This is a genomic window from Microbulbifer celer (assembly GCF_020991125.1).
Classification (GTDB): domain Bacteria; phylum Pseudomonadota; class Gammaproteobacteria; order Pseudomonadales; family Cellvibrionaceae; genus Microbulbifer; species Microbulbifer celer.
In genome coordinates this window covers 3456102-3469626 of sequence record NZ_CP087715.1, presented here as the reverse complement: position 1 = coordinate 3469626, position 13525 = coordinate 3456102, and the positions used below count along the sequence as shown (strand labels likewise).

Here is a 13525-nt window from a genome sequence, read left to right as displayed (position 1 = left end):
GCCGCTCCCGGCATTCGCCAGTTCTCGTATCCTAAAACGAGTTGCACCCACTCTTTACCTGCGCCGGGTGCTTTCCGGGGCCGCCTGAACTTTGCGGTCATCCGCAGAACAATGGAAACAGTTTTGAATCAAGACAAGCCAAATTCTACCTCCAATGACAGCGTTGGGTCGGGTGCCGACCCCCATGCCGAGCGCGAGGCAGAGAAGTACGAAAAGCCCGTTCCCAGCCGCGAATTTCTGCTGGACTTGCTGGAGCAGCAGTCTGAGCCGGTGGCCTGGGAGACGGTGGCTGACCTGCTCTCTATTGATGATGAAGACCGCCGCGAAGGGGTGCGTCGACGCCTGATCGCCATGTCCCGGGATGGCCAGATTGCCAGCAATCGCGCCGGGGATTTCGGCGTGCTGGACAAGATGAGCCTGGTGCGAGGGCGTGTGATCGGCCATCGCGACGGTTTTGGTTTTGTCTCCCCCGGGGATGGCAGCGATGATCTGTTCCTGTCCCACCGCCAGATGCGCAAGGTATTCGACGGCGACGAGGTGCTGGTTCGGGAAACCCCCGGCGGCTTTCGCGGCAAGCGCGAAGGTGCCGTGGTCCGGGTTCTCAAGCACAACACCCATGAGCTTGCCGGTCGCCTCTACCGTGAAGATGGCATCTGCTTCGTGCGTCCGGACAACCCGCGCCTGACCCTCGATGTGATGGTGCCGGAGGACAAGAGTGCCGACGCGGAAAGCGGCCAGTATGTGGTGGTGAAACTTACCGCCCAGCCGGGACGCAATACCCTGCCCCACGGTGAAGTGACCGAAGTACTCGGTGACCACCTGGCACCGGGCATGGAGATTGACGTCGCGATTCGCAATTACGCGATTCCTCACACCTGGCCCGCGGCGGTGGAAGCGCAGGCTGCGGAGATTGCCAGCGAGGTGTTGGAAGAGGACAAGAAGCCTCGTATCGATCTGCGTCAGTTACCGCTGGTCACCATCGACGGTGAAGATGCGCGGGACTTTGACGATGCGGTGTTCTGTGAAGTGCTGCCGGATGGCAATTGGAAACTGCTGGTGGCGATCGCCGATGTTTCCCACTATGTACAGGTCGGTACGCCACTGGATATAGAGGCCCACGAGCGCGGCAACTCGGTGTATTTCCCGGATTTTGTGGTGCCGATGTTGCCGGAGAAACTCTCCAATGGCCTCTGCTCCCTGAACCCGGAAGTGGACCGGCTGTGCATGGTGTGCGAGATGCACATCGATGAAGGCGGCAACATTGTCGATTACCAATTCTTCGAAGGCCTGATGCGTAGTCACGCGCGTTTTACCTATACCCAGGTCGGTGAAATTGTGGCCGAACGGGATGATCGCAACAGCGGTGTGCGCAAGCAGTTTGCTGCGCTCACGCCCCATATCGATAACCTGCACGACCTGTACAGCGCTCTGCGCAGTGCCCGCGATCGTCGCGGCGCGATTGATTTTGAAACCACCGAGACCCGCATCATTTTCGATGCTGCGCGCAAAATCGAGCGCATCGTGCCGGTGCAGCGCAACGACGCGCACAAGATGATTGAAGAGTGCATGCTGGCAGCCAATGTCTGCGCCGCAGAGATTATGGAGCTGGCGGAATTGCCGACGCTGTATCGGGTGCACGATACGCCCAAGTCTGAACGCCTGGAGAAACTGCGGGATTACCTGGGTGAGCTGGGTCTGCGTCTGGAGGGCGGTAGTGAGCCGCAGCCGAGCGACTATCAGGCGTTGTTGGATCAGGTCGAGGGTCGTCCGGATTTTCACATCATCCAGACCATGCTGTTGCGCTCCATGAATCAGGCAGTGTACCAGCCGGAAAACCGTGGCCACTTCGGTCTCGACTACCGTGCCTATGCGCACTTTACTTCGCCTATCCGCCGCTATCCGGATCTGTTGTTACACCGCGGTCTGCGCTGGCTGATCAGAAACGGCAGCGCCAATCCTCCCGCCGTGGCAGAAAAGGTGCGCCAGGCGCCGGGCGCGCATGCCATTGATCGCGAGGCGATACTGCCTTACGGCACCGGCGCCATGGTGGAGCTGGGGGAGCACTGTTCCATGACCGAGCGCCGCGCTGACGATGCGACCCGCGATGTGGTCAGTTGGCTCAAGTGCGAATATCTGCAGGATCACGTGGGCGAGATTTACCGCGGTGTGGTCAGTGCGGTCACCGGTTTTGGCCTGTTTGTGGAGCTCGACGATCTCTATGTAGAGGGCCTGGTGCACGTTACGGCGCTGCCAAAGGATTTCTATCATTTTGAACAGGCACAGCAGCGGCTGGTCGGCGAACGCAGCGGTGCGCGCTATCACCTTGGCGACGGAGTCACCGTCCAGGTGGCGCGGGTGGATCTGGAAGAGCGCAAGGTGGACTTCTCCTTTGTGGAGTTACACCCGCGCCCCAGTTACAAAAATCCCAAGTACCGCAAACCCAAGGCCGATAGCAAATCGAAAACCGATACAAAACCCAAAACCGATACAAAGTCCAAGGCCGGAAAAAAGGCCCCCAAAACTGAAAGTACTAAAGTGAGTGGTCGCGCGATGGAAATGGCGGTGGAATTCCAGCAGGAGCGCCAGCGTCGGGGTAAGCCCGATTTGGAGACTGAAGCAGACAAGCCGAGCCCGTGGAGTAAGGGCCTGAAAAACAAATCGGAAGGCAGCGACGAGCCGCGCCCGTTCCGCAAGCGCAAGGTTGGCAGCGATGAGACGGAAGTGGTCAAACCTTCTAATGAGCTGTTGCCCGAAACCGATGGCGAAACCGTAGAAGAGCAGGAGCCACAGAAGAAGCGCAAGCCCAAGAAAACTCCGCCCCGCAAGGGCGGCAAGCGTCCGGCCGTAGCCGCGCGCAAGGCAGCGCAGAAAGCGGAAAAGGCGGAATCCGCGCAGCGGGCTGCCAAGAAGGCGGCAAAGAAAAAGCTCAAGAAAAAACTGAGCAAGAAAAGCCCTGGCGATAAAGGAGCCGGAAACAAGGGACCCGGAAAAAAAGGGCCCGGTAATAAAGGCCCGAGGTAATCATCGGAAAAGTAACGTCCAGGAAGAAGGGTTAGTTCGTGGCACAACAATTGGTATACGGCCTGCACGCGGTGCAGGCACTATTGAAAAGTTCTCCCCAGCAGGTGCAGGAGCTCCTGTTGCTGCGTGGGCGCAAAGATCAGAAGTTACAGAAGATTGTGCGTCAGGCGGAGCAGAATGAGATCGTCATCCGTTACGTCGACCGTCGCACTCTGGATGAAAAAGTCGGCGACGACGGCAATCACCAGGGCGCGGTTGCCGTCTGCATGGGCGAGACCCAGGTATATGACGAGCAGTTCCTGAAATCCCTGCTGAAAAAGCTGGACGAAAAAGGTGAGAACGCTTTTCTGCTGGTGCTGGATGGCATCACCGATCCGCACAATCTCGGCGCCTGCCTGCGCTCGGCGGAGGCGGCGGGTGTGCAGGCGGTGATCGCACCCAAGGACAAGGCCGCGGGACTGACGCCCACTGCGAGAAAAGTTGCCTGCGGCGCGGCAGAAGTGCTGCCGTTTGTCACCGTCACCAATCTCGCCCGCACCCTGCAGATGCTGCAGCAGGCAGGCGTGTGGATCTATGGCGCCGCCGGCGAGGCGGAGCAGGATGTCTACCAGACCTCCCTCACCGGTTCCATCGCCATCGTCATGGGTGCGGAAGGTCCCGGGCTGCGGCGGCTGACCCGGGAAAACTGCGATCACCTGATCAAAATCCCCATGGCCGGCGAGGTCAGCAGCCTCAATGTTTCCGTAGCCACCGGCGTATGCCTGTTCGAGGCGGTGCGTCAGCGACAGGCGTAATACATTCCCCTGCATCTCCCTCTAACTCCAACGTCTTTCCATCACGGTGGTGCGGCTGCCGTGATGTCTATTCATCTCCTCGTCTCCAGAGCCGTTAGCACGAACTGGCTCCATCGCCCCGGAAATGTGAAACCCTGTGCCGGATTCTTGCACTTCTGGCGTTTATCTTTTCCGCCCCCACTCTCAACCTCGACACAGTCATCCATCGCGCTATTTTTGCGGGAACCTTTTGCGGGTCGGCTGCGTGTTAACCCGGGCAAGTAATAAGAATCAGTGCGCGGAAATTCAGGCGCGCGCATGTCAGGGTGAATGGGGAACGGGCAAATGGGTAAGCGGATAAATGGTTAAAGGAGTAAAGGGGTGTCCTTGATCGAATTCTTTCGCGGGCGGGCGGCAAGGCAAGACCGCTTTACCGCGCTGGTGCGCCCTCATCTGCGCCTGATGCATCGCATGGCCTACCGCTGGACCCAGGACCGGGGGGATGCGGAAGACCTGGTGCAGGACGTGCTTACCCACCTGTTTCCCCGCACTGAAGAGCTGGCTGCCGTGGAGAAGCTAGGCCCCTGGTTGATCAGGGTTCTGTATCGCCGCTACGTGGATCTGTTCCGTCGCCGCGCCCGCTCCCCGATTGATGACACCGGGTCGTGCATCAGTGACGACGCATTCTTTCAGGAGCGCTTGCAGGACGATTGCAACGGCTATCACCAGCTGGAGCTGCAGCGAATGCTCAATCGCGCACTGGTGGAGCTGGATGAAACCTGGCGCGATGTTGTGTTGCTGCACGATGTCGAGGGGTACACCGCGCTGGAAGTGGCCGAGATACTGGAAATCAGTGTCGGCACCGTGAAATCCCGCCTGCACCGGGCGCGGAAAAAACTGAAATCTGTACTCGAACCGGGAACCGTAGCGGCCTTTGCCGCGTGTTGATCAGTAATCGAGTGGCAAGCGCGAAGCGCCCGAGGAGAAAACCATGAACTGCTGTCAGGCCCGCCGCGAACTGGAATTGATGCAACGGGAAAATAACGGCGCACTGCTGAAGCACCTGCATCGTTGCAGTGACTGTCGCGAATACGCCGAAGAACTCCGCCTGCTCAACCTGCTGCGGACCATGCCGGCACCGGAGCCCGGTGAGCACTTTGAAACGCGGGTGCTCAATGCCGCACTGCCGAATCAACGCAACCGGGACCGGGCGCGCGTGCGCAGGTGGCAGCTGGCCACGGCGGCCAGCCTGCTGCTGGCGGTGTTCGCCGCGCTGCCCCAGTGGCAGTCGTCGACACCGGCGACCGAAGTGGTGAACGTCGCTTCGGCGGAGCCTGCGACGCTACCGGTCAATGTTTCGGTGGATACCGGGCGTGCCATACAGGGCGCGATGATCAGCGTATCACTGCCGGAAAATCTCGCGCTCGAAGGTTATGGGGATCAACGGGAATTACGCTGGCGCACCGACCTTGATGCCGGGGTGAACTGGCTCACCCTGCCGGTGCGGGTACGCAATGGACAGCGCACCCAGATACGGATTCGCATCGAACATAACGGTGCCCGCAAAGAATTTTATGTACCGGTGGACCTGCCCTCGGGGGCAGCTATGCCGGAAGCGCTTCTGGCGCCGCAGCAACGTGCGACACCGGAACCGCAAACCATCTGACTCCAAGCACGCTCTATAGACACAAGTGAGGTTGAATCATGAAAACGTTGAAAACATGGATGGCGCTGGGCCTGATTGTTGCCGCGCCGGTCAGCGGCAAGGCGCTGGCAAATGAAGTCGAGGTCAATGCCGACCTGGATGTGGAGGTCTCTGTGGTTGACGCCGAAGCCACTGCCGCGGATGCGATCAATGTGATCGAACTGCCTGAAGCGGCGAGCAGTATCGCCGTGGAAGCGGCCGCCGAGGGCCTGGCAACGGCCAATGCCGCGATTGCCGCCCGCAGTGCCGATGCGGAAGAGATGGAGGAAGCGGAAGCCGAGCTGCGTGCGGCCGGCAAGCTGAAAGCGGAAGAAGTTGCAGCCTTGGTCGCCAATGCCATGGCCCAGAGTGAGGCCGCGATGGCCAATGCCAACGCTGCGGCTTTGAGTGCGCAGGAAAATGCCGCTGCCGCTCGCGAGACGGCCGAAGAAGCGCTCAAGAATGCGATGAGCGGCGCCGACTACGAGGGATCCATGGAGGATGTGCAGTCCATCATCGACAACCTGCCGGAAGATGTGAAAGACCGCTTGCCGGTGGATCTGGAGAGTCTGATGGATCGGGCGATGGACCGGGATCCGGCAGCGGCGGCTGACGTCGCTGTTGAAGGCTGATTCAGCGGGCTGAAAAGAGGATAACGGGTGAAGCCTGTTAGTGAATGATTCTGACTTGAGGCTGGGCGCAGTGCGCCCGGCCTGTTGTGTTTGGAGAGATTGTAAATGGCGTTGACGTCAAAGTTGCTTGCCGGGTTGCTTATATACGCCGCTATTGCGGCGCCCGCAGGCGCCGCGGAGCCTTTTGTTAGTGGCACCGCCGCATTTAAGGATGGACAGTACGAGCGCGCCCTGGCGCATTTCGAGCAGGCCCGGCAAGCGGGTCAGCAGGGCCCCAGCCTGACCTACAACCTGGGGGTGACACTGTTCAAGTTGCAGCGCTACCCGGCTGCGCAGGCGCAGTTTCAGAAGCTGCTGGATGACCCGGAGTGGGGCGAGGTGGCGCGTCTGCAACTGGGAATGATGGCGGAAAAGCAGGGACGCCCAGTATCCGCTGTAGGGCACTATCGTGCACTCACCGATAGCGCCTCTCCCAAGCTGCGCCGCTTTGCACTGATGCGCCTCACTGCCCTGGCGCAGACGAGCGACCAGGAACCGACTGCGGAAGAGGATCGCGGGCTGGCCCTGCTCAGCCTGTCGTCCGGCTATGACAGCAACGCCTACTCACTGCAGAACGCGCTGCTGACCGATGACTCGGTAGGAGAGGACACCTACACCGAACTGTTCGCCTGGGGGCAGTACCGCCTGCAGGGCACCGCGGAGGATGGCTGGCGTCTGCACGGGTTTGCCTTCGGCCGCCGCTACAGCGATCTGGATAGCCTGAACCTGTCCAGTTTCAATCTGGGGGTCTCCCGCCATGTGCCCTGGCAGGGGTGGCTGGTGGAACTGGGGGGTGTCGCGGAAACTGCCTCGCTCGGCGGTGAACGTGTTACCAGCGAGTGGCGCTTCGTGGGTCGCATGCAGCAGTCGTTCGACAGTGGCGTATTGACCCTGGCATACCTGCCCGGCTATTTCGCCGCGACCGAGGATTTCCGTTATCTGGACGGCTGGCGTCAGCGCTTCGAGGCGCGCTGGACCACGCCGCTGGCAATGCTGGATATCGATGCCCTGTACCGCCTCGACCTGGATGATCGCCAGGACCTGACTACCGCCGATGATGGCTTTTACAGCTATTCGCCCCGGCGCCAGACCGTCGGGCTCGAAGCGGAACTGCCGGTGGCGCAAGGCTGGACCCTCAACGCTGGCAGCCATTACCGGGTGAGCCATTACCAGGATAACAACCGCCTGCAGGACAGCGACGGCCAGTTCAAGGACCGGGCCCGGGACGGCACCCGCCTGCGCAGCTGGGTGGGGGCAGAGCTACGGCTGCTGCCACGGTTGCAGCTGGACGCGCGGGTGGTGCGCACCGTCAACGACGAGAACTTCGATATTTACAGCTACGACAAGACCGAAGCCAACCTGAGTGTGCGCTACGTGTTCTGAGCAGCCGGTTTCGAGTCGCGATACGGGGTGGGAGCCCCGTATCCGGTCTGACTTTTTGGTCAGATTTTTGTCGGGCCGTTGTGCCCACTATGTTGTGCCCACTAATTGGTCTCTGTTGCAACATTCTCGCGCCCAGCGCAATCGATCAACTTGCAACCAGTTTCCCCCCCGCATAGAATACGCCGCCCGCAATAGGCCCGTGGTCCTAGACCTGTTGCCCGTTGCACTCCTTGCCTCACCGGGCAGTCACCAACGACAAGCCGGGAGGCTGTTTAACCCGTAAGGAGCAAAAATGCGTCATTACGAAATTGTATTCCTGGTTCACCCGGACCAGAGCGAGCAGGTGCCCGGCATGGTCGAGCGCTACACTGCGACCATCAAAGAAAGCGGCGGCGAAGTACACCGTCTGGAAGACTGGGGCCGCCGCCGTCTGGCTTACCCGATCAACAAGATCCACAAGGCTCACTACGTTCTGCTGAACGTTGAATGTACCGAAGAAGCACTGGCGGAACTGACCACCAACTTCAAGTACAACGACGCCGTGATCCGTAATCTGGTTATCCGCGAAGACGAAGCGGTTACCGAAGAAAGCCCGATCATGAAGGCTGAGAAAGAGTCCCGCGAGCGCAAAGCTGCCCGTGCGGAACGCTCTGAGCGTCGCGAGCGCACTGAGAAGGAAGACAAGCCTTCCGAGAAAGCGGAAGAGAAATCTTCCGATAACGCCGAAAGCGAAGAGTAAGGGGATAATCAGATGGCACGTTTTTTCCGTCGTCGTAAGTTCTGCCGTTTCACCGCCGAAGGCGTCAAGCGTATCGATTACAAAGATCTCGATACCCTGAAAGCCTACGTTTCTGAAACTGGCAAAATCGTACCGAGCCGTATCACCGGCACCAAAGCCAAGTACCAGCGCCAGTTGTCCACTGCGGTCAAGCGCGCGCGTTTCCTGGCCCTGCTGCCGTACACGGACAGCCACGAAGCTTAAGCTGCGCTTTGCTTCGTAAGCTTTGTTGTAAAAGAGAAGCTATCTAATGCGCGCCATCGCTGAATTTGCCATGCGGTCGCGCGTGCGGTCGGTACTCCTCACTATGGTGGGGATACCACTGATCAGCCCTGCGGTGCTGGCACTGGTAGGGCTGCGCCGCGGCAGTAGCGACGGCCTGTTTGTTCTGGCCTGGGCTGCATTGCCGGTGGTGGCCGCTGCCGGCGCCGGTTACATGACCCCGCTGATGGCGGGACTGGCGCTGACCCACTTTGTGGCGGTGCTGATCGGCGCCCTGGTACTGCGCGCTACACGCGCGTGGAGCTGGGCCCTGGTTGCACTGACCCTGGCCTCCGCAGTGGGCATTCTCATCACCTCCCAGGTATCTGGCGGAGTGATGGAAATACTGCTGCAGGCCGTCACGGAAGCCGCTGGCGGCGCCAACAGCCCGGAAGCACAGCAACTGGGCCAGGCATTTGCCAGTGAGACCCAGGCCACCGGGTACCTGGCATGGGTATCAGTAATCAGCGCGATGTTGGCGCTGTTGCTGGCACGCTGGTGGCAGGCGTTGCTGTACAACCCCGGCGGTTTACGCCTGGAGATGCATCAACTGCGCATGCCGCTACCGATTGCCGCACTGGGCATGCTGTTGTGGGTCCTGTGCCTGGTGAATGAGCACTATGTGTTCTGGGGTGCAGTTGCCGCCTTCCCCATGCTGGTGGCGGGTATCTGCCTGATTCACTGGCAGGTCGCCGAACGTGGCTGGGGACGCGGGCCGTTGATCGCGCTGTATGTGATGTTGGTCATTGCGGTACTGCCGCTGGCCGGGTTCCTGTGTGGCCTGGCTCTGATAGATAGCTGGATAGATATTCGCGCGCGGACAGGCAAAAAATCCTGACCGCCGCACACGAACTGAAACTGAGGGTTCCGAGATGGAAGTTATTCTGCTCGATAAAGTAGGCAAACTGGGCAACGTGGGCGACCGCGTTGAAGTAAAAGCCGGTTTTGGCCGCAACTTCCTGCTGCCTACCGGTAAAGCCGTGCTGGCCAACGCAGCGAACGTTGCTGAGTTTGAAGCCAAGCGCGCAGAACTGGAAGCGGCTGCCGCCGCCAAGGTGAGCGAAGCTGAAAGCCGCGCTGAAAAGCTGACCGACCTGGTTGTTACCATCGCCGCCAACGCCGGCGACGAAGGCAAGCTGTTCGGTTCCATCGGCACTCGCGACATTGCCGAAGCGATCACCGCTGCCGGCGTTGCCGTAGAGAAAGCCGAAGTGAAGCTGCCGGAAGGTGCGCTGCGCGAACTGGGTGAATTTGACGTGGACGTGCAGCTGCACTCCGACGTGATCACCACCGTCAAGGTTGTGGTAGAAGCCGAGTAAGCTTCTCTCATACCACTTGCGGTACTTGTGCGACTGATTGCAACGGAGTTGTCTGTTAGTGGTCAGGTCGCGCTACAATCAGGCGCTGGATTCCGGAAGGAATCCAGCGCCTGATTTGTTTCTGAACCCGGTAAATTCCGCACCATGAATGATTTCGTTCCGCCAGAAGAAGAAACCCAGGAAGCTCAGTCGAGCTCCCCGCTGCCGCATTCCGTAGAGGCGGAGCAATCGGTACTGGGTGGCCTGATGCTGGATGCCAGCCGCCTGGATGCGGTGTCGGAACAGCTCAGCGATGTTGACTTCTTCGTTGCCAGTCATCGCACTATCTTTGCGGTGATGCAGGATCTGGTTGCCAGCGAGCAGCCGCTGGACATTGTGACCCTGGCCGAAGCCCTGGCCCGCCGCGAACTGCTGGCGGATGTGGGTGGCCCCGCCTACCTCGCCGAACTGGCCGAAAATACCCCGTCTGCAGCCAACATCGTCGCTTACGCCAAGATCGTGCGCGAGCGCTCCATGTTGCGCCAGTTGATCGCCGCTGCCGGCGAAATCAGCCGCACCAGCTTCAATCCTGGTGGCCTTGGTTCCGCCGAGCTGCTGCAGATGGCAGAGCGCCGCGTGGTGGAGATTGCCGAGGGGCGCGCCAAAGAGGGCGGCTTTGTCGGCGTCGACACACTGCTGAAAAAGACCGTTGAACGCATCGATGAGCTGTTCAAATCCGAGGGCGACATTACCGGTCTCGGGACCGGACTTTCCGAGCTGGACGAGCGTACCTCGGGCTGGCAGCCCGGGGAGCTGATCATCCTCGCCGCCCGTCCGTCCATGGGGAAAACCGCGCTGGCGCTGAACTTTATTGAAGCCGCTATGCTATCCCAGGAAAAGCCCACGCTGATCTTCAGTATGGAAATGCCGTCCGACAGCCTGGTGATGCGGATGCTGTCCTCGATCGGTCGTATTGATCAGGGACGGATTCGTAACGGCAAGTTGCAGGAAGAGGACTGGCCGAAGCTTTCCAGTGCGGTGCAGAAGATGAAAGGCAAGGGGTTGTATATCGACGATACCCCCGGTCTTTCCCCGAGTGAGGTGCGCGCGCGGGTGAAGCGGACTGTGCGCGACCATACCAACAAGCTGATGCAGGCGGATCCGAAACTGAGCCGGGAAGAGGCGGAGCGTCGATCGATGCCGGCGATGGTGATGGTGGATTACCTGCAGCTGATGCAGGTAAAAGGCGCAACGGAGGGCCGTACCCAGGAGATTTCGGAGATTTCCCGCTCGATGAAGGCGCTGGCGAAAGAGTATGAATGCCCGGTAATTGCGTTGTCGCAGTTGAACCGGGGGGTGGAGCAGCGCCCGAACAAGCGGCCGATGAACTCGGACCTGCGGGAATCCGGGGCGATCGAGCAGGATGCGGATGTGATCCTGTTTATCTATCGCGATGAGTATTACAACGAGGACAGTCCGGACAAGGGCATGGCGGAGTTGATTATCGGCAAGCAGCGTAACGGTGAGATCGGTACCTGCCGTGCGGCGTTTATCGGCAAGTACACCCGGTTTGATGATCTGGCGCCGGAGTATTACCAGGGCGGGGATTGATCTGGAGAGTAGAAGCCTGTAGTCGAAGTGCAGTTGTCAGATGCGAAGGCAGAGCACCGGGTGCGGGTTTTCAGGAGCGTCGGCGACAGGGACGTCGCCGCCGCAGCGTACAGGGATGTATATACAGCGGTCCTGAAAACCCGCACCCGGTGCTCTGCCGCCACTCAGGGAGCTTAAATACCCTCAGTGGCGTCACCGCTACCGGGCAGCCCTTTGCGAGACACGCCGTGAACCCATCCATGGGGGCTCTTCTAAAACGTCCCTGTTTTAGAAGGTCTCGCAAAGGGCTGCCCGGTATCGCTGCCTTCGCATCTGACCTTCTGGATATTCTGGATACCCTGTGGTTTTTACGAAGCAGTTCTTACGGAAAAATCTCAATCGGCGTACCGGTATCCACCATCGCCCAGATCTCGTCCATCTCCGGATTGGTCACCGCAATACAGCCATTGGTCCAGTTCATCCGCGTCAGGTACTTCTCGATATTTTTCCACTGAGGCTTCTGGCCGTGGATCATGATCAGACCACCGGGGCTTCGGCCCATTTTGCGCGCCCGTGCGCGGTCCTGCGCATTGGGATAGGAGATATGGATCGCGCGGTAGTAGGTGCTGTTCTTCTTCTTCCAGTTCAGGGTATAGCGGCCCTCGGGGGTGCGCTGGTCGCCCTCGTACTGTTTGTGGCCAACCGGGTTTTGCCCGAATACCACCTTATAGCTCTTCACAACACGGCCATTGCGCTTCAGCTGCATCAGGTGCTTGGACTTGTAGACCACCACCTCGTCGACCGGTTTGATTTTGGCCACGGCAAAGGCCGGGGCCAGCAGGGCAAGTATTAGAATGATCGTTCGCATAGCTCTCGTCGATTTTGTTTATATGACCGGGGCGAAGTCAGCGTCTGCACTGTCGCACCACCTTGGGACTTCCACATCTCAGCCAACTGGCGGAGAGCAATGTGGTTGCGCGGTGCGATGCAAAGGCGCAAAAGCGTTATGACAGCGCTGTCCTTTGCTGCCAACCCAAACCGCAGTCGGGGCAATTATTAGGCGATTATCCTAAACCTCGACAACGTTTAGTGGTCCGGGTTGTGTGAATAGTGCGCTATATGGTTAATTTATCACCACGTAGTCTATGTTTAAAGAGGCGTCAATAAAAAGACCCGAAAACAAGACTCCAAAGAGAAGGGGGAAATTCCGTGACCCGTACATTTTTTGTCACCGGTACCAATACCGAAGTGGGTAAAACTTACGTTTCTGCCGCGCTGCTGGCAGCGGCCGGCGAGCAGGGGCTGCAGACCGCGGCGGTAAAGCCGGTGGCCTCCGGTTGTGAGCAGACCGATGCGGGACTGCGCAACAGCGATGCGCTGACCCTGCAACAGGCGATGACCGTGGAGATGCCCTACGAGCAGGTGAATCCCATCGCGCTGGAGCCGGCCATTGCCCCGCATATTGCCGCCATGGAAGCGGGTAGGCGACCGGACCCGTCGCGCCTGGCGGGTATCTGTCGTGGCGTAATGAGTGGTGCGGCCGAGTTTGTACTGATCGAGGGCGCTGGCGGCTGGCGGGTACCGCTGGCACCCCGTGCCTTCCTGTCGGATCTGCCGCGGGCGTTGGAGCTACCGGTGATCCTGGTGGTGGGGATGGAGCTGGGTTGTATCAATCACGCGCTGCTGACCGCCGAAGCGATCCGACACGACGGCCTGCCTCTGGCGGGCTGGGTGGCCAATTTCGTGCGCGGCCCGCAACGCGAGATGCCCCGCAGCGATGAAAACCTGATGACCTTGCGCGCGCTGCTACCGGCCCCCTGCCTGGGCGTGATGCCCTTCGATGAATCCGGCGACTACCGCAACGGCGCCGCCCACCTGGACCTCTCCCCGCTGCTATCTTCTGCTGACTAATGTGCCCCGAGCACGGTTAGCGATTCTTACCAGCGGCCCACCGGTGGGCCGCTGGCACATGCAATTCCCTGACTGACCTGCTGGCCGTACGAGGGCTGGCGTCTTGACTTGGGCGTCCCTTGGCCCTAAATTTCAAACAGATATTTCAAACATGT

13 protein-coding genes are annotated in these 13525 nt (G+C 59.8%); 12 read left to right on the top strand and 1 reads right to left on the bottom strand.

Features of this window, described 5'->3' with window-relative positions; all coding sequences use genetic code 11:
* Positions 1-111: 111 nt before the first annotated feature.
* The 11 genes from rnr (at position 112) to dnaB (ending at position 11480) form a co-directional block, all read left to right on the top strand.
* On the top strand, positions 112-3021 hold the full coding sequence (gene rnr, locus LPW13_RS14400; RefSeq protein WP_377563404.1) for a ribonuclease R: 2910 nt from the start codon (positions 112-114) through the stop codon (positions 3019-3021).
* Positions 3022-3059: 38 nt separating this feature from the next.
* Complete coding sequence (rlmB, locus tag LPW13_RS14395; RefSeq protein WP_230436424.1) at positions 3060-3815, top strand: 23S rRNA (guanosine(2251)-2'-O)-methyltransferase RlmB; 756 nt, start codon at positions 3060-3062, stop codon at positions 3813-3815.
* Positions 3816-4175: 360 nt separating this feature from the next.
* A complete protein-coding gene (locus tag LPW13_RS14390; protein WP_230436422.1) occupies positions 4176-4742 on the top strand; it encodes an RNA polymerase sigma factor in 567 nt (188 codons plus the stop codon).
* 43 nt (positions 4743-4785) lie between these two features.
* Entirely contained in the window at positions 4786-5460 is a 675-nt protein-coding gene (locus LPW13_RS14385; RefSeq protein ID WP_230436420.1) for a hypothetical protein, read from the top strand.
* Between the two features lie 38 nt (positions 5461-5498).
* On the top strand, positions 5499-6110 hold the full coding sequence (locus LPW13_RS14380) for a hypothetical protein (protein ID WP_230436419.1): 612 nt from the start codon (positions 5499-5501) through the stop codon (positions 6108-6110).
* Between the two features lie 105 nt (positions 6111-6215).
* Entirely contained in the window at positions 6216-7532 is a 1317-nt protein-coding gene (locus LPW13_RS14375) for a tetratricopeptide repeat protein (protein ID WP_230436417.1), read from the top strand.
* 292 nt (positions 7533-7824) lie between these two features.
* Positions 7825-8271, top strand: a complete 447-nt coding sequence (gene rpsF, locus LPW13_RS14370; protein ID WP_230436416.1) for a 30S ribosomal protein S6 — start codon at positions 7825-7827, stop codon at positions 8269-8271.
* A gap of 12 nt (positions 8272-8283) precedes the next feature.
* Positions 8284-8514 carry a 30S ribosomal protein S18 gene (gene rpsR, locus LPW13_RS14365; protein WP_230436415.1) on the top strand — a complete coding sequence of 77 codons (231 nt, stop codon included), beginning with the start codon at positions 8284-8286 and terminating at the stop codon, positions 8512-8514.
* A gap of 46 nt (positions 8515-8560) precedes the next feature.
* Entirely contained in the window at positions 8561-9409 is an 849-nt protein-coding gene (locus LPW13_RS14360) for a YybS family protein (protein ID WP_230436414.1), read from the top strand.
* Between the two features lie 34 nt (positions 9410-9443).
* Positions 9444-9890, top strand: a complete 447-nt coding sequence (rplI, locus tag LPW13_RS14355; RefSeq protein WP_230436413.1) for a 50S ribosomal protein L9 — start codon at positions 9444-9446, stop codon at positions 9888-9890.
* A 144-nt stretch (positions 9891-10034) separates the two neighbouring features.
* Positions 10035-11480, top strand: a complete 1446-nt coding sequence (dnaB, locus tag LPW13_RS14350) for a replicative DNA helicase (RefSeq protein ID WP_230436412.1) — start codon at positions 10035-10037, stop codon at positions 11478-11480.
* Between the two features lie 361 nt (positions 11481-11841).
* On the opposite strand, the gene LPW13_RS14345 is transcribed toward dnaB, so the two are convergent.
* The gene (locus tag LPW13_RS14345; RefSeq protein WP_230436411.1) at positions 11842-12327 is read right to left on the bottom strand and encodes a L,D-transpeptidase family protein; all 486 of its coding nucleotides are present in this window, start codon (positions 12325-12327) and stop codon (positions 11842-11844) included.
* Between the two features lie 341 nt (positions 12328-12668).
* Between LPW13_RS14345 and bioD the strand changes: the two genes are divergently transcribed.
* Complete coding sequence (bioD, locus tag LPW13_RS14340) at positions 12669-13370, top strand: dethiobiotin synthase (RefSeq protein WP_230436409.1); 702 nt, start codon at positions 12669-12671, stop codon at positions 13368-13370.
* Positions 13371-13525 lie beyond the last annotated feature (155 nt).

Bases quoted from the DNA above. Each gene is read 5' to 3' on its own strand.
- rnr (WP_377563404.1), top strand. From the start codon at position 112: ATGGAAACAGTTTTGAATCAAGACAAGCCAAATTCTACCTCCAATGAC.
- LPW13_RS14385 (WP_230436420.1), top strand. From the start codon at position 4,786: ATGAACTGCTGTCAGGCCCGCCGCGAACTGGAATTGATGCAACGGGAA.
- LPW13_RS14380 (WP_230436419.1), top strand. From the start codon at position 5,499: ATGAAAACGTTGAAAACATGGATGGCGCTGGGCCTGATTGTTGCCGCG.
- LPW13_RS14375 (WP_230436417.1), top strand. From the start codon at position 6,216: ATGGCGTTGACGTCAAAGTTGCTTGCCGGGTTGCTTATATACGCCGCT.
- rpsF (WP_230436416.1), top strand. From the start codon at position 7,825: ATGCGTCATTACGAAATTGTATTCCTGGTTCACCCGGACCAGAGCGAG.
- rpsR (WP_230436415.1), top strand. From the start codon at position 8,284: ATGGCACGTTTTTTCCGTCGTCGTAAGTTCTGCCGTTTCACCGCCGAA.
- LPW13_RS14360 (WP_230436414.1), top strand. From the start codon at position 8,561: ATGCGCGCCATCGCTGAATTTGCCATGCGGTCGCGCGTGCGGTCGGTA.
- rplI (WP_230436413.1), top strand. From the start codon at position 9,444: ATGGAAGTTATTCTGCTCGATAAAGTAGGCAAACTGGGCAACGTGGGC.
- dnaB (WP_230436412.1), top strand. From the start codon at position 10,035: ATGAATGATTTCGTTCCGCCAGAAGAAGAAACCCAGGAAGCTCAGTCG.
- LPW13_RS14345 (WP_230436411.1), bottom strand. From the start codon at position 12,327: ATGCGAACGATCATTCTAATACTTGCCCTGCTGGCCCCGGCCTTTGCC.